Consider the following 22,645-nt stretch of genomic DNA (forward strand, 5'->3'; position numbering starts at 1 on the left):
CCATGATAATGTAACAATAGAGCGACTATACAGCAAATGATGGAAGATGTAAAAGGGAAAATGAAATGAATTTCTGCTAGAAAACCTTTATCAGAGCTTTAAATAAATGAATGACGTAATACGATTTAGAAATACGCATGGGCTATATTATCTATATTGATTCCAAAGTAGCTGAACACTTTTTTTTCAAAAAATTAAGTTTTAGATTAGAGTATATAAAAACATCTAACCACAATTCATGAGTGACTTTCAGATAAAAAAATCGCCTACCGTTTATGATGCCATTATTGTTGGCTCAGGTGCAGGTGGCGGAATGGCCGCATACGTTCTGGCACATGCAGGTCAAAAGGTTCTATTGCTAGAGGCTGGTCAAAATTTCGATCCACGATTAGATTCACATCAATTAAAATGGCCCTGGGAATCTCCCCGTCGTGGCGCCAGTACAACACGTCCATTTGGAGATTTTGATGCTTCTTATGGAGGATGGGAATTAGAAGGCGAACCTTATACCCAGAAAAATAAAAGCGAATTCGAATGGTTCCGTTCGCGTATGCTCGGTGGCCGTACCAATCACTGGGGAAGAATTTCTTTGCGGATGGGTCCTGAAGATTTTAAACCTAAAGATGGCTTAACTGATGCCTGGCCTATTACCTACGCTGATGTAAAACCCTTCTACGATAAAGTCGACCGCATGATTGGTATTTACGGAACTGCAGAAGGTTTGGAAAATGAGCCAGACGGCATTTTTATGAAACCGCCAAAACCACGATTAAACGAACTTTTCATAAAAAAAGGTGCAGAAAAGGCAGGGGTAAAAGTAATTACCGGCCGCGGATCGGTACTTACCGAAGCCTTACCCAATAATAACGACCGTGCACCTTGTTTCTATTGCGGCCAATGCGGTAGAAGCTGTAAAGTTTATGGCGATTTTTCATCGTCATCATGTTTGGTAAACCCTGCTGTAAAAACAGGAAACCTCACTGTAATTACCGATGCCATGGTGCGCGAAGTCATTACCGATAAAGATGGTTCTGCAAAAGGAGTTTCATACGTAAACCGAAAAGACCTGCAAGAATACCAGGTAAATGGCAAACTGGTTATTTTAGGAGCCAGTGCCTGCGAATCAGCGCGTATTTTATTGAATTCAAAATCAACCACTCACCCGAATGGTTTGGCCAATAGCAGCGGTGTAGTGGGAAAATACCTGCATGACTCTACCGGAGCAAGTGTTTCGGGTTTTCTTCCACAATTAATGGATAGAAAACGTTATAATGAAGATGGTTTGGGCAGTGTGCATATCTATTCGCCATGGTGGTTAGATAACCGTAAACTAAACTTTCCACGTGGTTACCATATCGAATATTGGGGTGGTATGGGCATGCCTGCATATGGCTTTGGCGGCGGCGTAGCGCAGATGAACGGAATGGTACCTGGCAGGGATGGCAAAATGAAAGAAGCCGGAGGTTATGGAAAATCGTTGAAGGATGATTACCGTCGTTTCTATGGAACTGGTGTTGGAATGGCTGGCCGTGGTACGGCAATCGCCAGAGAAGATAACTATTGTGAAATTGACCCCAGTACGGTAGATAAATATGGTATCCCGGTTTTAAGATTTAACTATAAATGGGCCAAAGATGAAATTCTGCAAGCTAAACATATGCAGGAAACCTTCCTTTCCATCATGAAAGAAATGGGTGCGGTGGTTACTTCTGAAATTCAGGGTGCAGATACCAATTACGGTTTACTCAACCCCGGAAAAATTATCCACGAAGTTGGAACCATTCGCATGGGCGACGATCCTAAAAAATCAGCGTTAAACAAATACTGCCAGGCACACGACTGTAAAAACCTGTTTGTAGTAGATGCTGGTCCATTTGTTCAACAAGGTGATAAAAATGCCACCTGGACAATTTTGGCACTTTCTATGCGCACCGCCGAATATATTTTAGCTCAAAAGAAAAAACAAAACATTTAAAGAATTACCATATGAACAGACGTGATTCGCTAAAAGCATTAGGTTTAACAGCCATAAGTACAACTGTGCTGCTTGATGCCTGTAAACAGCCCGAAACCAAAACCGAAGTTGCCGCACCAGAAGAAAGCGCAAAAGAAGCCGGAAGAGAGCAATGGGAATTAGACCGGGATAAGAAATTAAAGGCCGAGACATTTTTTACTAAACATGAAATGGCCACCATTACCGTTCTGGCTGATATTATTATTCCTAAAGATGATGTATCAGGCAGCGCATCTGATGCTAAAGTGCCAGAGTTTATCGAATTTATTGTAAAAGATATCCCTGAACATCAAGTACCCATGCGTGGTGGCCTAAAATGGCTGGATGTATATAGCTTTAATAAATTCCAAAAATCATTTGTGGAAGCATCAGCAGACCAACAGATTTCGATTGTGGATGAAATTGCTTATCCTAAAAAAGCCAGACCCGAAATGCAGGCAGGTGTAACTTTTTTCAATAGAATGAGAGATTTAACTGCATCAGGTTTTTACACTACAGAAATTGGCGTAAAAGATATTGGTTATGTCGGTAATGCACCAAACCAATGGGCCGGTGTTCCTGAAGATGTGCTGAAACAGTACGGAATGGAGCATGTAAAGGTATAGCTTCTCAAAAAAAATCGTCATCTCGACTGGAGCATAGCGAAATGGAGAGATCTATAATAGATTTCTCGACTGCGCTGCACTCCGCTCGAAATGACGATATAATATTATTTGCATTATCGGTACGTCGTTTCTGTTACAAAGTTCCCGAAACAAGTTCAGGGTGACGACGATATTTTATTCCACTATCAATATCAAACCTTTTCCTTTTTCAATAGGAATAGATTTTCCATCGGGATAACTTCCAGCTGTTTGGAATTTATCAATTGCAGGAGCGGCTATTTTTACTTTACCGGCTTCTAAACCTAACTTGGCCCAATCGATAGTTAAATTAACCTTTACATCACCCTCTGCCCAGCTGGCTAATGCAATCATGGTTTTACCTTTTTGTTTGTAAACAGTTGCCAATACTTTAGCGTTATCGGTTTTAACCGGGGAATTTTCACTCCAGTAACCGATCATCTCTGATCCTTTTATGCCGAAGTTATCCCAGGCTTTCCATAAAGGTTTTGGATCACTTTTGTCAGACCAGCCTAAACGACTTGTCATACCGTAAATCATACCGCGCCAAGGGTTTCCATCATCTTGCAGCATCTCTCCCATTAATCCAAAAGGAATTCCACTTACTTCTGTTAAAAAGAAATCAGGATTGTTTTTTTGGTAATCGAAATACTCACCAAACCATAAACGGTTCAGGTAAGGAAAATGTTCCAAATATAGGATGGCACTATTGTTAAAGCCGTCGCTTTTGTTGTATTGATTGGCCGAGTGTAAGTCGATAATACCTGGATGGTTATCCTGTGTCAGTACACGTTTAATACGTTTCATCGTTACCCGATCGAAGGCCACATCATCTAAATATACGCCATCAATCCCGACATTGTTGACCAACCAGTTCATACCTTCTACGTAATAGTTGTGCCAACGGTTCATACCGCTGTTAATTACGGCAGCATCTTTAATTTCAGGCACGAACCAGGCGGCAATATAATTAGAATCTAAATGTTCCTGTAACCAGCTAAAGCCACCGCCCTTACCCGGAGAGTACACCTCAGTACCTAAACTTCTTAAAGCTGGCCACTCATATGCATGGTTAGATAACTCGCGAACCGTATTGTAAATTTTAACTTTTAAACCTTTCGAATGCGCATTACCGATATAATCTTTCATCTTTTTCCATTCAATAAACGGATAGTTGATCCAGGGATTGATCGGTGTGGCATGGTGGATGTTCACTACGGTTGCACCTTTAGCTTTAATCGTATCTAAATCGCCATATTTATGATAGAAGCGGTTATCCCATTGAAAATCGGTGTTTAACAAGTGGAAAGGCGTGATTAATAAATTGAAATTATAATAAAGCACATCACCCTTTTTCATATTTCTTGCACCGGTAAAGTTATCAGCAAGCATCGAACTGCCTTTAACATTGATCTGGATTCCCCCTTTATCTCCATTACCCCACGATTTAGGCAATAATAAAGGCTTCTGAAGATAGAAATTAGTATTAAGCGGGCGAACATAGTTCTCATCTCTTAAGTTATAATAGAGTCCGGCATTTACATTCCCGATCCAAACGGCATCCTGGTTTTTATTGGCCACATCCCATTTCCATTTTACGGTATCTGGTCTAACGCCACCCTTTTCACCTAAGCCCATCAAATATTTTGTCGAATTCTTATCAAACGGGATATGAAAATCGACATTGCTAAACTCCACATCTTTTAAAGCGGTAACCTTAACTACGTAATGTACATAACCATCAAACTCCAAAGCACCTTCCAAATCCATTTTCAGGTTTTCAGAAGTGTTCGTGGCCGTCCACTTTACCGTTCCAGCTTCCTTACTGGTGATTCGGAAATTACTTGGAACAAATTTCTCCTGCGTTTTTGGCGTATTAAAGAAATGAAAGTGAATAGGCTCTGCCAGGATATTATTTGGTTTTTCGCTATAAGCCGTCATTTCGGCGTTAAAGAAGGTTTGAATCTGCTTAGGGAAACCATCTGTATTAATTTCGAACTTTCTTCCTAATAGCGAGATGACATTACCATCAACCGTTAGTGGCGTATAAGGAGCAACAACTGTATTCGATTGTGCTAAAGTAGAATTTAACCAGGTTAAGCGGGTCTGTTTATCTGGAGTGCCTACACCGGCATCGGCTAAAACTTCATTACTTACCGTAATTTTGGCATCAATTACTTTAGATTTCCCATTGGCTTTCACCGTAAACTTTCCGGCATAAATACCAGCAGCGGTATTTTTAGGGATGTTTACCGTAATCCACATCGGCTGAATTTTGCCAGAAGCTACATTTACAGTTTCAACCAAAGGTTTGTTATCGTAACTGGTTCCATTGGTATTCAAACAATTGATGTATTTTGAAGAAATTACTTTTCCTGTTGCAGTTTTTAAATCGCCGAAGCTAACCACTACATTTTTCAGCGCTTTCAAAGCAAATACACCCAGTTGAAAAGCGTAGTTTTCGCCTTTAGCAGCTGAGCCTGTAAAAGTACTTGTAGCGCCTTTTTGTACCCAACGATAAGGTAAGTCATTTTGCATCTTAATCGGATACATCCTGTCCTCCGGAAAAACAATAAAAGCTTCTGCTGCATATTTAGCTTTAATGGCTGCTGTTTCTTTACCTGTTGCAATGACCTCCATCGGATAGAAAGCGTTAAAAGCATCGATAGATTGAATCTCTAGAACAGATGTATTTATTTTTACTTGTTTAGCCTGGTTTAACCAGCTTTGATCTACCTGTTTAGGTTTTAAATAAACGCCTTTAGGATAATTATCCCTGCCTTCATTTTTATATGCCAGGTAATAGATATAATATTTTCCAGCTCCTGGTGCTTCAAAATAAACATCAGCACTTTCTCTGGTCAGTTTATCTGTACCTGCAACTGAAACAGTTTTACCATTTGCATCTTTTATGATGATTCCTTTTAGTTCCGGATGTTCATCCCTTCTTCGCCAATCGATTTTTGCATGGGCAATTTTGCCTGTACCGGCAAATTGTACAACAACCCTATGGTTACCTAACGAATCGGGATTCCAGGCATTGTTACCATTGGTGTATTTTAATATTTGAGCATTAAGAGATAACTGTCCGAAAAGACAGAGTAAGAGAAAAAGCCTAAATTTCATTTCAAATTTGTTTTTGGCTAATTTATAGATACCTGACTGAAATAAAGCTATGTAATGAAAAAATGAGACAAACGTTTGCTCATTTCGTTCATGAGTTCATTAGTCAATGGTTTATTAGCAGGTAGCCGGTTGCCTGATGGAATTTATGCCATGAGATCATGCGGTGTTTGATGTTACAATATAACGGTACAAAAACAAAAAAGTCCTGCTCTTTCGAACAGGACTTTCTATGCTTAAGGTGAATAAAATTATTCTCCTTTTGGTTCTTCAGTAGCAGGTGCTTCTTCAGCAGGAGCAACTTCTTCGGCAACTTCAGCTTTCGCTTCAGCAGCTTTAGGTGCAGCAGTAGCTTTACTTCTACCACGACGAGTTGTTTTCTTCTCTTCTTTAACCTCTGCATCTTTACCGTAAACTGTATTGTAGTCTACCAATTCAATTAAAGCCATTTCAGCGTTATCACCTAAACGGTTGTTTAATTTAATGATACGAGTGTAACCACCTGGACGGTTTGCAACTTTCTCAGCAACTTCGCGGAATAAAATAGTTACTACTTCTTTATCTTGTAAGTAAGCAAATACTGTACGACGTGAGTGAGTAGTATCATTTTTTGATTTAGTGATAATTGGCTCAACATAAGTACGTAAAGCTTTAGCTTTAGCTAAAGTTGTTGTAATTCTTTTGTGCAAAATAAGTGATGAAGCCATGTTAGCTAACATCGCCTTTCTGTGGCTTGCGGTTCTACCTAAGTGGTTTACTTTTTTACCGTGTCTCATTGTTTTTTAATTGAGTGTATACCGTCTCGTTGCAATGAAGCTGAGGGAATTATACACTGTGAAAAATTATTTATTTTTCTAAGTCCCCTTTAGGGGATTTAGGGGTTACTCTTCGTCTAATTTAAATTTAGACAGGTTCATACCAAATGATAAACCTTTTGATTTTACTAATTCCTGGATCTCTGTTAAAGATTTTTTACCGAAGTTTCTGAATTTTAACATATCAGCCACATCGTAAGAAACTAAATCAGCTAAAGTACGGATATCAGCAGCTTTTAAGCAGTTTAATGCCCTAACTGAAAGATCCATATCTACTAATTCAGTTTTAAGGATTTTACGCATATGTAAAATTTCCTCATCAACTTCTTTAGTTTCTTCTTTAGCTTGAGATTCTAATACCAAATTCTCATCAGAGAATAACATAAAGTGTTGGATAAGGATCTTAGCCGCTTCTTTTAATGCTTCTTCAGGATGAATTGAACCGTCAGTAGAGATATCTAAAACCAATTTTTCATAATCCGTTTTTTGCTCAACACGAAAGTTTTCGATCGTGTATTTTACATTTTTCATTGGAGTATAAATCGAATCGATTGCGATTACACCTACAACAGCATCAGCAACTTTATTTTCTTCAGCAGGTACATAACCACGTCCTTTATTGATGGTTAATTCCACTTCCAAAGTAACAGATTTATCCATGTTGCAAATTACATGCTCAGGGTTTAAAACTGTAAAGTTGTTAGAGAATTTAGTGATATCACCAGCTTTAAACTGATCTTGACCATTAACGATGATGAAAACTTTTTCAGAATCACCTGAATCACCTGTTTTCTTAAAACGAACTTGTTTTAAGTTTAAGATGATATCAGTTAAATCTTCTACAACACCTTTCATGGTAGAAAATTCGTGAGAAACGCCTGAAAAACGAATAGTAGTAATAGCATAACCTTCTAATGAAGAAAGTAAGATTCTTCTTAAGGCATTACCAATTGTTACACCGAAACCGGGCTCTAAAGGACGAAATTCAAATGTGCCATCGAAATCAGTTGATTTCTGCATGATCACTTTGTCTGGTTTCTGAAATGCTAAAATTGCCATTTATAATTTTTTAAATTCGTTATTGAATATATAGTAACATGAAAAAAGTTAATTACCCTTTTGAGGTAATTAACCAGATCATTTATTACTTTGAGTACAACTCGATGATTAAGTTTTCCTTAATGTTTTCAGGAATCTCATCACGTTGAGGGTAGGTTAAGAATTTACCAGTTAATTCACTAGCGTTCCATTCTAACCAGGCAAACTTATTAATTGTTCTACCTGCAACTGAGTTACTAATTGATTCTAAAGATTTAGATTTTTCACGAACAGCAACCACATCACCAGCTTTTAACTGATATGAAGGGATATTTACAACTTCACCATTCACGGTTACGTGTTTATGGCTAACTAACTGGCGTGCACCAGAACGGGTTGTTGAAATACCTAAACGGTAAACTGTGTTATCTAAACGTGCTTCTAATAACTGAAGTAAGTTATCACCGGTAATACCAGCACGAGAAGATGCTTTTTTAAACAAGTTACTGAATTGTTTTTCTAATACACCATAAGTATATTTTACTTTTTGTTTCTCCATTAACTGGATCGCATATTCAGATTGTTTTCCTCTTCTTTTTGATGAGCCATGTTGCCCAGGAGGATAATTTTTTCTGTCTAACACCTTATCAGGACCGAAGATTGGTTCTCTGAATTTACGGGCGATTTTTGATTTTGGGCCTGTATATCTTGCCATTTTTTTTCTGTTTTAAAGTATCATCCAACCTGAAGCTGGAGATTCTTAGCTTTAAAATTAATTAAACTCTTCTCTTTTTAGGAGGACGACATCCGTTGTGAGGAAGTGGAGTAATATCTTTAATAGATGTTACTTCGATACCTGCTACTTGTAAAGTTCTGATTGCAGACTCACGACCTGAACCCGGACCTTTTACAAATACTTCAACTTTACGTAAACCTAAATCAAACGCAACTTTACCACAATCTGAAGCTGCTTGACCAGCTGCATAAGGTGTGTTCTTTTTAGAACCTTTAAAGCCCATTTTACCAGCAGATGACCATGAAATAGTCTGTCCGTTGTTGTTTGTTAAGGTAACGATAATGTTGTTGAAGGTAGCATTGATATGCGCCTGACCAACAGGCTCAATTACAACGATACGTTTTTTTGTTACTTTTTTACTCTTAGCCATTTTATCTTTTAGATTTTAGATACGAGACTTGAGATATGAGACTTTCTCTACCCCGATACTCAGTATCCTACTATTTATCTTTTATTCCAGATCTGAGTAGATTCTAAAGATATGGTTCGCACATCTAAAATCTCACACCTCATACCTATCTATTACTTAGTAGCTTTTTTCTTGTTAGCAACTGTTTTTCTCTTACCCTTACGAGTACGTGAGTTGTTTTTAGTACGCTGACCACGAGAAGGTAAACCTTTTCTGTGACGTAAACCACGGTAACAACCAATATCCATTAAACGTTTGATGTTTAACTGAACCTCTGAGCGTAAAGCACCTTCCACTTTAATCTCATCGTTAATCATTGTACGGATTGCTGATAACTCATCATCAGACCAGTCTTGTACTTTTTTGTTTAAATCGATACCTGCCGTAGTTAAAATACGTTGAGCAGTTGTTCTACCAATTCCGTAGATATAGGTTAAACCGATCTCACCTCTTTTGTTTCTTGGTAAATCAATACCTGAAATCCTTGCCATATTTATTTATGTTTTAAGTAATTCCGAACGGCGGGCCACCGTTGTGCGGTTAATTACAATATTTTTTAATTACCCTTGACGTTGTTTGTATTTAGGATTTTTCTTGTTGATTACGTAAAGTTTACCTTTACGGCGAATAATCTTACAATCAGCGCTACGTTTTTTAATTGATGATCTAACTTTCATTTTATTTGTATCTATAAGTAATGCGTCCTTTTGTTAAATCATAAGGAGACATTTCCAATTTAACTTTATCCCCAGGAAGAATCTTGATGTAGTGCATCCTCATCTTTCCTGAAATGTGCGCAATAATCTCATGCCCGTTCTCGAGTTCAACTCTGAACATCGCATTGGATAATGCTTCTCTTATTACTCCGTCTTGTTCAATTGAGGCTTGTTTAGCCATATTTTATTGATTGTTACTTAATTAGCTGCTTCTAAACAGGGTTGCAAAATTAAATAAAAAATTTTAATTATTTATTTTTTTTGTTGTAAAACTTCTTCTATTATAGAAAACGTTGATAAAACATCTGCTTTGCCCTTTTTTACAGCTACTGTGTGTTCAAAATGTGCCGATGGTTTATTGTCTTTACTGGTTACCGTCCATCCATCGTTATGGAATTTAACACCGGCTACGCCTGCATTGATCATGGGTTCTATCGCAATGACCATCCCTTCTTCAAGTTTTGGTCCTGCACCACGTTTCCCATAATTCGGAACTTCTGGTTTCTCGTGAAGTTTTACACCAACACCATGTCCTACAAGCTCTCTTACTACCCCAAATCCATTAGCTTCTGCATGTTGTTGAACTGCGAAACCGATATCACCGATACGCATACCCACAACCGCTTTTTCTATACCCAGTTCCAGACAACGTTTGGTAACCTCAACCAATTTCTGTTTTTCAGCATCAATTTCCCCGATGGAGAAAGTATAGGCCGAATCGCCAAAATAATTGTTTTTAATTACGCCACAATCAACTGAAATCAAGTCGCCTTCCTTGATGATGTATTCGCTTGGAAAACCGTGAACAACCTGCTCATTTGGCGAAATACATAAAGAATTTGGGAAACCATTATAGTTTAAAAATGCCGGAATCGCTCCGTGGTCACTTATAAACTCATAGGCTAGTTTATCTAACTGGATAGTAGTCATGCCTGCTTTTATCACCTTAGCCACTTCGGCCAAAGTTTTAGAAACAAGCATGGAACTTTCTCTTATTAACTCGATCTCCTCAAGAGATTTGTAATAAATTTTAGACATCCGTTACACTACAACGCTGCGTTGCTACTTGCAGCAGGAACACCTGTTCTGCCAGTAACTCTACCCGTTTTCATCAAACCATCATAATGGCGCATCAATAAATAACTTTCGATCTGCTGTAAAGTATCCAATACAACACCAACCAAAATCAATAAAGAAGTACCACCGAAGAAGTGCGCAAACTCTTGTTTAATACCGAACTTAACCGCTAACGAAGGTAAAATAGCAATGATCGCTAAAAATACTGCACCTGGGAAAGTGATTTTAGAAATTACATCATCAATAAAAGTTGATGTTGCAAAACCCGGTTTAACACCTGGAATAAAACCACCATTTTTCTTCATATCATCACTCATTTGAGTTGGATTAACTGTAATTGCAGTATAGAAGAAAGTAAATGCGATAATTAAAAATGCGAACGTTAAGCTATAAGCCAACGAAGTTGTATTACTGAACTGGATTAACCAAGAACCTTGTAATGAAGGAACAAACTGCATTAAAGCACCTGGAATGAACATTAACGCCTGAGCAAAAATGATCGGCATCACACCAGCAGCATTTACCTTTAACGGAATGTACTGACGAACACCACCAAACTGGCGGTTACCAACAATTTTCTTTGCGTATTGTACAGGTACTTTACGTACACCTTGAACAATTAAAATGGTAAACATTACCACAGCAAATAATGCAACGATCTCTAAAACCAATGCCACGGGACCTCCACCTTCACTAGATGAACCTACGCGTGCACTGAACTCTTGAGAAATTGCAACTGGTAAACGGGCAATAATACCAACCATAATGATTAGTGATGTACCGTTACCAATACCTTTATCAGTAATTTTTTCGCCTAACCACATTACAAATAATGTACCTGCTGTTAATACAAACGTAGATAACACTAAGAATAAAGTATTTGGCAATAAAATAGCTTCTGCAGGAACTTGCGTTTTAACGTAACCAACAGATTGAACGATTGTGATCGCTACCGTAAGGTAACGGGTAATCTGGTTCATTTTCTTTCTACCACTTTCGCCTTCTTTCTGCATTTTTTGGAAAGAAGGAACAGCAATACCCAATAGTTGCACCACAATCGATGCAGAGATATAAGGCATTACCCCCAATGCTAAAATAGACACACGAGAGAAAGAACCTCCGGCAAACATATCTAGTAAGCCTAAGATTCCTGATTTTTCGTTATTGCCTAAAGCAGTTGGATCTACACCTGGTAAAACCACGTGAGATACGAAACGGTATACCAAAAGAATTAAGAGCGTAAACAATATACGCTCTTTTAATTCCTGAATTTTCCAGATATTACTTAAAGTAGTAAATAGCTTCTTCATTTAATAATTACAATTTTACAATAGAACCACCTGCAGCTTCAATAGCTTTTTGTGCGGTTGCAGAGAACGCATGTGCTGTAATTTCTAGCTTTGCTTTAACTTCACCACGACCTAAAATTTTAACTAAGTCGTTTTTAGAAGCTAAACCATGTGCTTGTAAAGCAGCGAAATCGATAGTTGTTAAGCTGTGTTTTTCAGCTAATGCTTGTAAAACATCTAAGTTTACACCAACATATTCTGTACGGTTGATTGGTTTGAAACCAACTTTAGGCACACGACGTTGTAAAGGCATTTGACCACCTTCGAAACCGATTTTGGTTTTGTGACCTGAACGAGAACCCGCACCTTTGTGACCACGAGTTGAAGTACCGCCACGACCAGAACCTGTACCACGACCAATTCTTTTGCTGTTTTTTGTAGAACCTACTGCAGGTTTTAAATTACTTAAATTCATTTTTTTGAATTTGTGTTGCCCTTCGCTTTCACTAAACAGGTACAACGATTAAACATATATAAAGGTAGTACAGGTTTTAGCCCATACTACCTTTAAAACTTTTACTAGATTGCTTCGATTGCTACCAGGTGGTTCACTTTGCGAACCATACCGATAATCTGCGGTGTAGCTTCAACCTCAACACTTTGGTTCATTTTAGATAAACCCAAAGCCTGAACGGTTCTTTTTTGGCGCTCGCTTCTGTCGATAACGCTTTTTACTTGTGTTATTTTGATCTTAGCCATGATATTATCCGTTAAATACTTTGTTTAAATCTATACCACGGGTTTGGGCTACTGTATAAGCATCACGCATTTTAGTTAATGCATCAACAGTTGCTTTTACCACGTTGTGTGGGTTAGATGATCCTTTAGATTTTGCTAATACGTTATGCACGCCAGCACTCTCTAATACAGCACGCATCGCACCACCAGCAATTACTCCGGTACCTACTGCAGCTGGTTTAATTAAAACGAAACCACCTGAGAATTTACCGATTTGCTCGTGAGGAACAGTACCATTTAAAATTGGAACTTTTACCAAGTTCTTTTTAGCATCATCCACACCTTTAGCGATTGCTTCAGTTACCTCTTTCGCTTTACCTAAACCGAAACCAACAACACCGTTTTCATCACCTACAACAACAATTGCTGAGAAGCTGAAAGTACGGCCACCTTTGGTTACTTTGGCAACACGTTGTATACTAACCAAACGATCCTTTAATTCGATATCGGTGGTTTTTACTCTTTTTATATTAATAGTTGACATCTTACTTTTTCTTCAGATTAAAATACTAAACCAGCTTCGCGGGCACCCTCTGCCAACGATTTTACACGACCGTGGTATAAATAGCCATTTCTATCGAAAACAACTTCTTTAACACCTGCAGCGATTGCTTTTTCGGCAACTAATTTGCCTACTGCAACCGACTGATCGCTTTTGTTTCCAGTACCAGTAAAATCTTTCGATAATGATGATGCTGATGCTATTGTTTTACCGGTTACATCGTTAATTACCTGCGCATAAATCCCTTTATTGCTTCTATATACAGATAACCTTGGACGTTCTTCCGAACCGGTAAGTCTTTTTCTGATCCCTTTTTTAATACGATCTCTTCTTGATAATTTTTTACCTGCCATGATTACTATTTTTTAGATGCTGATTTACCTGCTTTTCTTCTTAACACTTCACCTACAAACTTGATACCTTTACCTTTATATGGCTCTGGTGCACGTAACGAACGGATTTTTGCTGCTACCTGACCGATCAATTGTTTGTCAATACTTTCTAAAATGATTTTAGGCGTTTGACCTTTTTCTGAAGATGTAGTTACTTTAATCTCTTCTGGTAACTGGAATACATAGTGGTGAGAATAACCTAAAACCAGATCTAGTGTGTTACCTTGGTTTGTAGCACGGTAACCAACACCTACTAATTCTTGAGTTAATTTATAACCTTCTGTAACACCAACAACCATGTTGTTAAGCAATGAGCGATATAAACCGTGTAATGCTTTGTGTTTCTTTTGTTCTGAAGGACGTTGAACTGTTAAAATTCCGTCTTCCTGACTTACAGTGATATCTGAATCTACTGCTTGTGTTAATTCACCTTTAGGACCTTTTACAGTTACTACGTTATCTTTTGATACGGTAATTGTAACACCTGCAGGGATTGTAATTGGGGCTTTTCCTATTCTTGACATTGTGCTGTTCTCCTAATATTAATAAACGTGACACAATACCTCACCACCAATGTTTAATTTGGCTGCTTCTTTATCGGTCATTACACCTTTAGAAGTAGATAAGATTGCGATACCTAAACCGTTTAATACTCTTGGCATATTTTCAACACCAGCATAGTTTCTCAAACCTGGTTTACTTACTCGCACTAATGTACGAATAGCAGGAACTTTAGTAATTGGATTGTATTTCAAAGCAATTTTAATGGTGCCTTGAACTGTAGTATCTTCAAACTTGTAGTTCGCGATGTAACCTTTGTCAAAAAGAACTTTAGTAATTTCTTTTTTAAGGTTTGATGCAGGAATTTCTACAACACGGTGGTTGGCCTTAATGGCATTCCTTACTCTTGTTAAATAATCTGCTATTGGATCTGTATTCATTTTTTATTATTTGTGGTAGTGGTTTCCTGTCACCACCCGGCGATGGGACCTGCTACCGGTTAAAATTCTTTTTTAGTATAAAGACATAAATAAGTTTCAAGTATCGAGACACAATTTGTGTCTTGATACTTGAAACTACAGTACTTTGATACTTTTATATTACCAAGATGCTTTTTTAACACCTGGTATTTTACCGTCTAGTGCCATCTGGCGGAACGTTACCCTTGAAATACCAAAGGTACGCATATATCCACGAGGGCGACCAGTTAATTTACAACGGTTGTGTAAACGTACCGGAGATGAGTTTTTAGGTAATTTATCTAAACCCTCGAAATCTCCTGCAGCTTTTAATACTGCACGTTTTTCAGCGTATCTAGCTACCAATTTTTGGCGCTTAACTTCGCGTGCTTTTACACCTTCTTTTGCCATTATTCTGCTGTTTTTTGATTTTTAAATGGTAATCCGAATTGTTTCAATAACTCAAGCGCTTCAACGTCAGATTTTGCCGAAGTTACGAAAGTTATATCCATACCTAAAATTTTATTGATTTTATCGATATTAATCTCAGGGAAGATGATTTGCTCAGTAACACCTAATGTATAGTTACCTTTTCCATCAAATCCTTTATCATTGATACCTTTGAAATCGCGGATACGAGGCAAAGCTACAGAGATCAAACGATCTAAGAACTCGTACATGTTGTTATCGCGTAAAGTAACACGTACACCTACCGGCATACCTTTACGTAATTTAAAGTTAGAGATATCTTTCTTTGAATTAGCCGGAACCGCTTGCTGACCAGTAATGGTAGTCAACTCAACGATCGTGGTATCCATAATCTTTTTATCTGTAACAGAAAAACGACCAACACCCTGATTGATACAGATTTTTTCCAATTTAGGAACCTGCATTACAGTTTTGTACTGAAATTTTTCTTTTAGTGCATTTACAACTTCTTCTTTGTATTTGCTTTTTAATCTAGGTGTAGCCATTATTTAATCTCCTCTCCTGAAATTTTAGCAACTCTAACTAATTTACCATCTGCGTTAAGTTTACGACCTACGCGGGTAGCTTTACCAGATTTTGGATCAACCAACATCAAGTTAGAAATGTGAAGAGCAGCTTCTTTTTTAATAATACCACCGTTTGGATTAGCAGCATTTGGTTTAGTATGTTTAGATACTAAGTTAATGCCTTCCACAATGGCTCTGTTTTTATCTATAAGTACTGAAAGTACTTTTCCTTGTTGACCTTTTGAATCGCCAGCAATGACTTTAACTAAATCTCCTGTGCGGATTTTAAGTTTTGATGGTGTATTTACTTTGTTTCCCATTTTATAATACCTCCGGTGCTAATGATACAATTTTCATGAATTGTTTTTCACGTAGTTCTCTCGCAACCGGGCCAAAGATACGTGTACCTCTTGGCTCATCCTGTGCGTTCAATAATACAGCTGCATTATCGTCAAAACGGATATAAGAACCATCTTTACGACGGATTTCTTTTTTAGTTCTTACAACAACTGCTTTAGAAACTGTACCTTTTTTAATGTTACCTGAAGGTAACGCGCTTTTTACGGTAACAACTACTTTATCACCAATTGAAGCATAACGTTTGCCGGTTCCACCTAGCACACGAATTACTAATACTTCTTTTGCGCCGCTGTTATCAGCAACGTTTAATCTCGATTCCTGTTGTACCATCTTATTTAGCTCTTTCTAAAATTTGTACCAATCTCCAGTTCTTGTTTTTACTCAAAGGACGAGTTTCCATAATTAATACAGTATCACCGATACCGCATTCGTTTTTCTCGTCGTGAGCCATAAATTTGGTAGTTTTCTTTACGAACTTACCATAAATCGGGTGTTTTACTTTACGTTCCACGCTCACTACAACAGATTTATCCATCTTGTTGCTTACCACTAACCCGGTTCTTGTTTTTCTTAATTGTCTTTCCATGTCGACTCTCAAATTATTTAGTTTCAGTAGCTGACTCAGTGTTTTTCACTTTAGTCAACTCAGTGTTTAAACGGGCTATGTCTTTCCTTACTTTTGCAATGCGTGAAGGATTTTCGATAGCTGAAATAGTGTGAGCGAACTTCAATTTTGATAAGTTCTCTTTTTCTTCCGCAATCTTAGCTACTAATTCTTCTTTTGAAAGCCCTGTGATTTCTGAATTTTTCATTTTTCTTTTTCTTTTACGTTGAGTGTAGCGGTTATAATAAACAAGTATTTACAACATTCACCTCAACACTTTACTATGCTTCTACGTAATCTCTACGTACTACGAATTTGGTTTGGATCGGTAATTTCTGAGCTGCTAAACGCAATGCTTCTTTAGCAACTTCTAAAGGCACACCTTCAGCTTCGAAAATTACACGTCCTGGTCTTACAACTGCTACCCAATATTCAGGAGCACCTTTACCTTTACCCATACGTACCTCAGCAGGTTTCTTAGTTACTGGTTTGTCCGGGAATATCCTGATCCATACTTGACCTTCACGTTTCATGAAACGTGTTACGGCAATACGGGCAGCCTCTATCTGGCGACTTGTGATCCAAGTAGCTTCTAAAGATTTGATACCGAAAGATCCGAATGCTAATTCAGCTCCACGAGAAGCTAAACCCTTCATTCTGCCTTTTTGCATCTTCCTGAACTTCGTTCTTTTTGGCTGTAACATTTTATTTTGTTCTAATCGTTAAACGATGTTAATAAATCAATTATTTACGAGGACCTCTGTTAGCGCCTGCGCCACCACCTCTGTTTGCACCACCCTGGCCTGGACCACGACCACCGCCTTGGTTTCCACCACGTCTGTCGTTACCACCGCCACGGTTATCTCTTCCACCACCACGGTTATCTCTTCCACCGAAAGCTGGTTTATCTGACTGGCCTTTTGGACCGTTGTTTGCTGCACCAATGTTTGGAGACAAATCACGTTTTCCATAAACCTCACCTTTACAGATCCACACTTTAACACCTATTTTACCATAAGTAGTTAAGGCTTCAGCTAAAGCGTAGTCGATATCAGCACGGAAGGTATGCAAAGGCACTCTTCCTTCTTTGTACTGCTCAGTACGTGCCATCTCAGCACCACCTAAACGACCAGAAGTCATGATTTTGATACCTTCAGCACCCATACGCATGGTTGATGCGATAGAAGATTTCATTGCTCTACGGAATGAGATCCTTGCTTCTAATTGTTTTGCAACACCTTCTGCAACTAATTGTGCATCAAGTTCTGGGCGTTTAATTTCGAAGATGTTAATTTGAATTTCCTTTTTAGTTAACTTCTTTAACTCTTCTTTAATTTTATCAACCTCAGCACCTGCTTTACCGATTACGATACCTGGACGAGCTGTGTGGATAGTTACCGTGATACGTTTTAACGTACGCTCGATTACTACTTTTGCAACACCGCCTTTAGCGATACGGGCAGAAAGGTATTTTCTTATTTTCTCATCTTCAACTAATTTATCGGAGTAGTTGTTGCCACCGAACCAGTTAGAATCCCATCCTTTGATGATACCTAACCTGTTACCTATTGGATTTGCTTTTTGTCCCATTTCCTAAAATTAGTTTTGAGTTGTTTCTGTACTTTTACTATCTACAATCAGCGTTACGTGGTTAGAACGTTTACGAATTCTATATCCACGGCCTTGAGGAGCTGGACGTAAGCGTTTTAACTGACGGCCACCATCAACCATAACTGTTTTTACAAAAAGTTGGTTTTCTTCAGGGCGAGCACCTTCATTTTTAGATTCCCAGTTTTTGATAGCAGATAATAATAATTTCTCAACTCTTATTGCTGCTTCTTTATTGGTAAACTTTAAAATGCTTAATGCTTTTTCTACACGTTCACCTCTGATAAGATCTACAACCAAACGCATCTTACGCGGTGAGGTTGGACAATTGTTTAATTTTGCTATTGCTTCCATTGTCTAATTATTTTTTCTTTTCAGCGTGTCCTCTGAATGTTCTGGTTGGAGCAAATTCTCCCAACTTGTGACCAACCATGTTTTCTGTTACGTACACAGGAATAAATTTATTTCCGTTGTGTACAGCAAATGTATGATTCACGAAATCTGGTGATATCATTGATCTGCGAGACCAAGTTTTGATTACAGACTTTTTGCCTGAATCATTCATAGAGTTTACTTTTTTCTCTACGTTATGGTCAATATAAGGTCCTTTTTTTATCGAACGAGCCATTATTTCTTCCTTCTCTCTATGATGTAACGATTAGAATATTTTTTAAGTTCTCTGGTTTTGTAGCCTTTAGCTAAAATACCATTTCTTGAACGTGGGTGACCACCTGATGATCTACCTTCACCACCACCCATTGGGTGATCTACTGGGTTCATCGCTACCGGTCTAGTTCTCGGACGACGGCCCAACCAACGTTTACGACCAGCTTTACCTAATACTTCGTTTGCGTGATCTGAGTTAGATACTGCACCGATAGTAGCCAGACAAGTAGTCAGGATTAAACGGGTTTCGCCTGAAGGCATTTTCAAAGTAGCATATTTACCATCGCGGGCAGCTAATTGTGCGTAAGCACCTGCACTACGAGCCAATTGTGCTCCTTTTCCAGGGTGAATCTCCACGTTGTGGATGATAGAACCTAATGGAATGTTCGATAATTTTAAAGTGTTACCTACTTCTGGTGCTGCTTTGTCGCCCGATAATAATACCGAACCAACTTGCAATCCTTCAGGAGCGATGATATAACGCTTCTCGCCATCTGCATAATGTAATAATGCGATGCGGGCAGTACGGTTTGGATCGTATTCAACAGTAGCTACTGTTGCAGGAATATCGAATTTATCGCGTTTGAAGTCGATTAAACGATATGATTTTTTGTGACCACCGCCCATGTAGCGCATAGTCATTTTTCCTGTGTTGTTACGTCCACCAGACTTTTTTGATGATACAACCAATGATTTTTCGGGCTTGGTTGCTGTAATCTCCGTAAAACTAGCACCAACTCTGAAGCGGGTACCTGGAGTAACTGGTTTAAATTTTCTTAAGCCCATAGTTATAATGAATTATTAAATTAAAGGGTTGCGTAATAATCTATTGTTTCGCCGTCTTTTAACGTTACGATTGCTTTTTTGTATTTCGGGCTACGGCCAGATACAAAACCTGCTTTAGTGTAACGAGATTTAGCTTTTCCATCAACAACCATAGTGTTCACTGCAACGATGGTTACACCGTACAATTTCTCAATGGCTTGTTTAATCTGGATTTTGTTAGCCTTGTGGTTAACGCTAAACGTGAAACGGTTAGATTTCTCAGTTAAAGCTGAAGCTTTTTCGGTTAATATTGGTTTTTTTAAAATGTCCATATTATTTGGCAAATGCCTCCTCCAAAGTTTTAACAGAATCAGCAGTTAACACAAGTACACCAGCGTTTAATACATCATAAGTATTCAAATCTGCTGCAGCAATCACTTTAGTTTTCTGAACGTTTCTGCTTGATAAATAGATATTATTATTTTGTGCAGGTAAAACCAATAAAGTTTTTTGAGTACCTACGTTTAACGCAGCCAATAAACTTGTATAGTTTTTAGTTTTAATTGTATCGAAGTTGAAATCTTCTAAAACTACCACGTTGTTATCTTTCGCTTTATAAGCTAAAGCCGATTTACGTGCTAATGATTTTAATTTCTTGTTCAATTTAAAACTGTAATCACGTGGCTGAGGACCGAAAACACGACCACCACCGTTAAATAACGGAGATTTAATGCTACCAGCACGGGCACCACCTGTACCTTTTTGTTTGTATAGTTTGCGAGTTGAACCAGCAATCTCATTACGTTGTTTAGATTTGTGAGTACCTTGACGTTGGTTAGCCAAATACTGTTTTACATCTAAATAAATCGCGTGGTCGTTAGGCTCGATACCAAATACCGATTCAGGAAGTTGCACCTTGGCACCTGTTTCTTTACCTGAAATGTTTAATACTTTAACTTCCATCTGATTACTTGTCTAAGATTACGTAAGAACCTTTAGCTCCTGGAATGGAACCACTAACTACTAATAAGTTTTGCTCAGCATAAACTTTCAAAACCTGTAAGTTCTGAACTTTTACCCTGTCTCCACCTGTTCTTCCTGCCATGCGCATTCCTTTGAATACACGTGAAGGGAATGATGATGCTCCCAATGAACCTGGGGCACGTAAACGGTTATGCTGACCGTGAGTCTGCATACCAACACCGGCAAATCCGTGGCGTTTTACAACACCTTGAAAACCTTTACCTTTTGAGGTACCTACAACATCAACAAAATCGCCTTCTGCGAATGCGTCAACGGTTACTACATCACCTAAATTAAGTGAAGTTGTAAACGAATCGAATTCTACCAGCTTGCGTTTCGGAGTTGTGTTTGCTTTCGCGAAATGGCCTTTTAACGGTTGAGTTGTGTTTTTCTCTTTTTTCTCATCGTAACCCAATTGGATTGATGAATACCCGTCTTTTTCTTCGGTCTTTACTTGTGTAACTACACAAGGCCCAGCCTCGATTACCGTACAAGGAATGTTTCTTCCTTCGGCATCAAAGATACTGGTCATTCCTACTTTTTTTCCAATAATTCCTGACATTTTATCTTTTCTTTTTAACACCCATCGAAGCAGTAGGGCTTCGTTCAAGGTGGTTGTACATCCCCCGAAAGGGACGGCAAAGATAGACAAGAATTATTAATTTTCAAATAGTTAGCCAAATATTTTTTCAAATAAATTGCTGATATGATGGGATTTAACTAAAAAAGAGATGTTAATGTGCCAAACCACCATTTAAACTGATGGTTATGATGGTTAAAATGATAAATCCAATCAGTACATATAGGTAATCGCGTTCAATTAAAAAGCTAAAAATAGCGAAAACAATGCGGGCAACTGGCGTAAAAATGAGCATCAGGATCCCAAACTGCACAATGGCATCACCCTGAAAAGTAGATAGCCCCTTAAATATGGCCACTATAGAAGAAAACTTGCTGAGCTCGGGTTTAAAAACTTTATAGTCGGTAATGGCTCCATTATGATGGATCAGGAAAATGGCACCACCTATTAATACGATGCTCATCGAAATAATTACCCCCGCACGCAAAAGCGTACCCAAAATTACCTGGATATCTTTATCGTTTAGGTTTTCTTTTCCTGCTTTACTCATTATAATCCGCTTATTCCTTTATATATCATCTGCAGTGCCAAAAAAGCAACCACCACCGCAAATACAATTTTAAGTTTACCGGTTTTAGCCTTTAACAAAACTTTCGAGCCAACCGTTGCGCCGGTTAAAACGCCAATACACACCGGCATGGCAATACCCGGATCAATCTGTCCGCGGTGCAAATAAACCACTGCACTGGCCGCCGCCGTAACACCCATCATAAAATTACTGGTCGTGGTTGATACCTTAAAGGGCAAACGCATAATATTATCCATAGCGATTACTTTTAGTGCTCCACTTCCAATACCAAGCAAACCCGATAATGTTCCGGCAAAAAGCATCATTAAAAACCCGCCTGGTACATGTTTTACGGCATAGGCATGATCTACACCTTTATCTGGATAAGAACCGTTAAGCTTAAAAAAATTGGCCCATTTATCGGTATTATCTAAAGTAGTATGATCTACTTTTTTCTTTAAGGTCATGATGGCCGAAAAAATCAGGATACAACCAAATAGAATGGCGATATAGTTGGCATTAAGGTAAACGGCCACAATTGCCCCGCAAACGGCCCCTATTGTCGTAGCGATCTCTAAAAACATACCGATACGGATATTGGTAATCCCTTCTTTAACGTAAGCCGCTGCCGAACCCGAAGAAGTAGCAATAACAGAAACAATGGATGCACCTATGGCATAATGGATGTCAACCCCTAAAGCCAGCGTGAGTAAGGGAATAATAATTACCCCACCACCCAAGCCTGTTAGCGAGCCCAATAAGCCGGCTAAAAAAGCACCTAATAAAACGATAATGGTAAACAGCAATACCGACATGCGCGCAAATATAATGCACTGTTTTTGGCTAAACGAAGGATTAAGGGAATAAAATAAAGTCTATATGTTATATGGATGATGTAAGATGGGTGATGGAAAATGGAAATTTA

At 38.4% G+C, this 22,645-nt stretch carries 34 protein-coding genes; 2 read left to right on the plus strand and 32 right to left on the minus strand.

Annotated elements, in window-relative coordinates:
* The first annotated feature begins 238 nt into the window (after positions 1-238).
* Both AC04QZ_RS20365 and AC04QZ_RS20370 read left to right on the plus strand, forming a co-directional pair.
* Positions 239-1,975: a GMC family oxidoreductase gene (locus tag AC04QZ_RS20365; protein ID WP_478359256.1), complete on the plus strand. Its 1,737-nt coding sequence runs from the start codon at positions 239-241 to the stop codon at positions 1,973-1,975.
* 11 nt (positions 1,976-1,986) lie between these two features.
* Positions 1,987-2,619 (plus strand): gluconate 2-dehydrogenase subunit 3 family protein, encoded by a 633-nt coding sequence (locus tag AC04QZ_RS20370; RefSeq protein WP_478359257.1) that lies wholly within the window; start codon positions 1,987-1,989, stop codon positions 2,617-2,619.
* Between the two features lie 174 nt (positions 2,620-2,793).
* Here the strand turns inward: AC04QZ_RS20370 and AC04QZ_RS20375 are convergent, their stop codons facing one another.
* From AC04QZ_RS20375 to AC04QZ_RS20530, 32 genes are all read right to left on the minus strand, one after another.
* Positions 2,794-5,763 (minus strand): glycoside hydrolase domain-containing protein, encoded by a 2,970-nt coding sequence (locus AC04QZ_RS20375; protein WP_478359258.1) that lies wholly within the window; start codon positions 5,761-5,763, stop codon positions 2,794-2,796.
* Positions 5,764-6,011: 248 nt separating this feature from the next.
* Positions 6,012-6,536, minus strand: coding sequence for a 50S ribosomal protein L17 (gene rplQ, locus AC04QZ_RS20380; protein WP_086547738.1), 525 nt, complete (start codon positions 6,534-6,536; stop codon positions 6,012-6,014).
* A 105-nt stretch (positions 6,537-6,641) separates the two neighbouring features.
* Entirely contained in the window at positions 6,642-7,634 is a 993-nt protein-coding gene (locus AC04QZ_RS20385) for a DNA-directed RNA polymerase subunit alpha (protein WP_025145205.1), read from the minus strand.
* Between the two features lie 85 nt (positions 7,635-7,719).
* Positions 7,720-8,328, minus strand: coding sequence for a 30S ribosomal protein S4 (gene rpsD, locus AC04QZ_RS20390; protein WP_029282720.1), 609 nt, complete (start codon positions 8,326-8,328; stop codon positions 7,720-7,722).
* A 61-nt stretch (positions 8,329-8,389) separates the two neighbouring features.
* On the minus strand, positions 8,390-8,779 hold the full coding sequence (gene rpsK / locus AC04QZ_RS20395) for a 30S ribosomal protein S11 (RefSeq protein ID WP_010599885.1): 390 nt from the start codon (positions 8,777-8,779) through the stop codon (positions 8,390-8,392).
* A 152-nt stretch (positions 8,780-8,931) separates the two neighbouring features.
* The gene (rpsM, locus tag AC04QZ_RS20400) at positions 8,932-9,309 is read right to left on the minus strand and encodes a 30S ribosomal protein S13 (protein WP_010599886.1); all 378 of its coding nucleotides are present in this window, start codon (positions 9,307-9,309) and stop codon (positions 8,932-8,934) included.
* Positions 9,310-9,378: 69 nt separating this feature from the next.
* Positions 9,379-9,495: a 50S ribosomal protein L36 gene (gene rpmJ / locus AC04QZ_RS20405; RefSeq protein WP_010599887.1), complete on the minus strand. Its 117-nt coding sequence runs from the start codon at positions 9,493-9,495 to the stop codon at positions 9,379-9,381.
* 1 nt (position 9,496) lies between these two features.
* A complete protein-coding gene (gene infA / locus AC04QZ_RS20410) occupies positions 9,497-9,715 on the minus strand; it encodes a translation initiation factor IF-1 (protein WP_010599888.1) in 219 nt (72 codons plus the stop codon).
* 71 nt (positions 9,716-9,786) lie between these two features.
* Positions 9,787-10,572 (minus strand): type I methionyl aminopeptidase, encoded by a 786-nt coding sequence (gene map / locus AC04QZ_RS20415; protein WP_478359259.1) that lies wholly within the window; start codon positions 10,570-10,572, stop codon positions 9,787-9,789.
* Between the two features lie 8 nt (positions 10,573-10,580).
* A complete protein-coding gene (gene secY / locus AC04QZ_RS20420; RefSeq protein ID WP_029278656.1) occupies positions 10,581-11,921 on the minus strand; it encodes a preprotein translocase subunit SecY in 1,341 nt (446 codons plus the stop codon).
* A 7-nt stretch (positions 11,922-11,928) separates the two neighbouring features.
* Positions 11,929-12,375: a 50S ribosomal protein L15 gene (rplO, locus tag AC04QZ_RS20425; protein WP_025145210.1), complete on the minus strand. Its 447-nt coding sequence runs from the start codon at positions 12,373-12,375 to the stop codon at positions 11,929-11,931.
* Positions 12,376-12,479: 104 nt separating this feature from the next.
* Positions 12,480-12,659, minus strand: coding sequence for a 50S ribosomal protein L30 (gene rpmD, locus AC04QZ_RS20430; RefSeq protein ID WP_010599892.1), 180 nt, complete (start codon positions 12,657-12,659; stop codon positions 12,480-12,482).
* Positions 12,660-12,663: 4 nt separating this feature from the next.
* Complete coding sequence (gene rpsE, locus AC04QZ_RS20435) at positions 12,664-13,182, minus strand: 30S ribosomal protein S5 (protein ID WP_010599893.1); 519 nt, start codon at positions 13,180-13,182, stop codon at positions 12,664-12,666.
* A 17-nt stretch (positions 13,183-13,199) separates the two neighbouring features.
* Positions 13,200-13,553: a 50S ribosomal protein L18 gene (rplR, locus tag AC04QZ_RS20440; protein WP_029278655.1), complete on the minus strand. Its 354-nt coding sequence runs from the start codon at positions 13,551-13,553 to the stop codon at positions 13,200-13,202.
* A gap of 5 nt (positions 13,554-13,558) precedes the next feature.
* Complete coding sequence (rplF, locus tag AC04QZ_RS20445; RefSeq protein ID WP_057932149.1) at positions 13,559-14,116, minus strand: 50S ribosomal protein L6; 558 nt, start codon at positions 14,114-14,116, stop codon at positions 13,559-13,561.
* A gap of 18 nt (positions 14,117-14,134) precedes the next feature.
* Entirely contained in the window at positions 14,135-14,533 is a 399-nt protein-coding gene (gene rpsH, locus AC04QZ_RS20450; RefSeq protein WP_010599896.1) for a 30S ribosomal protein S8, read from the minus strand.
* Positions 14,534-14,692: 159 nt separating this feature from the next.
* Complete coding sequence (gene rpsN, locus AC04QZ_RS20455) at positions 14,693-14,962, minus strand: 30S ribosomal protein S14 (protein ID WP_025145214.1); 270 nt, start codon at positions 14,960-14,962, stop codon at positions 14,693-14,695.
* Positions 14,962-15,528, minus strand: coding sequence for a 50S ribosomal protein L5 (rplE, locus tag AC04QZ_RS20460; RefSeq protein WP_086547740.1), 567 nt, complete (start codon positions 15,526-15,528; stop codon positions 14,962-14,964). Before rplE ends, rpsN begins: the two co-directional genes overlap by 1 nt.
* Positions 15,525-15,866, minus strand: a complete 342-nt coding sequence (gene rplX, locus AC04QZ_RS20465; RefSeq protein WP_029278653.1) for a 50S ribosomal protein L24 — start codon at positions 15,864-15,866, stop codon at positions 15,525-15,527. The genes rplE and rplX overlap by 4 nt, the downstream gene beginning before the upstream one ends.
* 1 nt (position 15,867) lies before the next feature.
* The gene (gene rplN / locus AC04QZ_RS20470) at positions 15,868-16,236 is read right to left on the minus strand and encodes a 50S ribosomal protein L14 (protein ID WP_010599900.1); all 369 of its coding nucleotides are present in this window, start codon (positions 16,234-16,236) and stop codon (positions 15,868-15,870) included.
* Position 16,237: 1 nt separating this feature from the next.
* A complete protein-coding gene (gene rpsQ / locus AC04QZ_RS20475) occupies positions 16,238-16,492 on the minus strand; it encodes a 30S ribosomal protein S17 (protein WP_010599901.1) in 255 nt (84 codons plus the stop codon).
* 13 nt (positions 16,493-16,505) lie between these two features.
* The gene (gene rpmC / locus AC04QZ_RS20480; RefSeq protein ID WP_025145217.1) at positions 16,506-16,718 is read right to left on the minus strand and encodes a 50S ribosomal protein L29; all 213 of its coding nucleotides are present in this window, start codon (positions 16,716-16,718) and stop codon (positions 16,506-16,508) included.
* Between the two features lie 73 nt (positions 16,719-16,791).
* Positions 16,792-17,214 (minus strand): 50S ribosomal protein L16, encoded by a 423-nt coding sequence (rplP, locus tag AC04QZ_RS20485; protein WP_010599903.1) that lies wholly within the window; start codon positions 17,212-17,214, stop codon positions 16,792-16,794.
* Between the two features lie 40 nt (positions 17,215-17,254).
* On the minus strand, positions 17,255-18,100 hold the full coding sequence (rpsC, locus tag AC04QZ_RS20490) for a 30S ribosomal protein S3 (protein WP_086547741.1): 846 nt from the start codon (positions 18,098-18,100) through the stop codon (positions 17,255-17,257).
* Positions 18,101-18,109: 9 nt separating this feature from the next.
* A complete protein-coding gene (gene rplV, locus AC04QZ_RS20495) occupies positions 18,110-18,472 on the minus strand; it encodes a 50S ribosomal protein L22 (RefSeq protein WP_029278650.1) in 363 nt (120 codons plus the stop codon).
* A gap of 7 nt (positions 18,473-18,479) precedes the next feature.
* Complete coding sequence (gene rpsS / locus AC04QZ_RS20500) at positions 18,480-18,746, minus strand: 30S ribosomal protein S19 (protein WP_010599906.1); 267 nt, start codon at positions 18,744-18,746, stop codon at positions 18,480-18,482.
* Complete coding sequence (rplB, locus tag AC04QZ_RS20505; RefSeq protein ID WP_086547742.1) at positions 18,746-19,570, minus strand: 50S ribosomal protein L2; 825 nt, start codon at positions 19,568-19,570, stop codon at positions 18,746-18,748. The genes rpsS and rplB overlap by 1 nt, the downstream gene beginning before the upstream one ends.
* A 20-nt stretch (positions 19,571-19,590) precedes the next feature.
* A complete protein-coding gene (gene rplW / locus AC04QZ_RS20510; protein ID WP_086547743.1) occupies positions 19,591-19,881 on the minus strand; it encodes a 50S ribosomal protein L23 in 291 nt (96 codons plus the stop codon).
* A 1-nt stretch (position 19,882) separates the two neighbouring features.
* Positions 19,883-20,512, minus strand: a complete 630-nt coding sequence (gene rplD / locus AC04QZ_RS20515) for a 50S ribosomal protein L4 (protein WP_055910081.1) — start codon at positions 20,510-20,512, stop codon at positions 19,883-19,885.
* Between the two features lie 4 nt (positions 20,513-20,516).
* Positions 20,517-21,134, minus strand: a complete 618-nt coding sequence (gene rplC / locus AC04QZ_RS20520) for a 50S ribosomal protein L3 (RefSeq protein ID WP_056849254.1) — start codon at positions 21,132-21,134, stop codon at positions 20,517-20,519.
* A 172-nt stretch (positions 21,135-21,306) separates the two neighbouring features.
* Entirely contained in the window at positions 21,307-21,702 is a 396-nt protein-coding gene (locus AC04QZ_RS20525; RefSeq protein ID WP_086547744.1) for a DUF1634 domain-containing protein, read from the minus strand.
* Complete coding sequence (locus tag AC04QZ_RS20530) at positions 21,702-22,535, minus strand: sulfite exporter TauE/SafE family protein (protein ID WP_478359260.1); 834 nt, start codon at positions 22,533-22,535, stop codon at positions 21,702-21,704. The genes AC04QZ_RS20525 and AC04QZ_RS20530 overlap by 1 nt, the downstream gene beginning before the upstream one ends.
* Positions 22,536-22,645 lie beyond the last annotated feature (110 nt).

The sequence above is a fragment of the Pedobacter folensis genome (genome assembly GCF_056490665.1).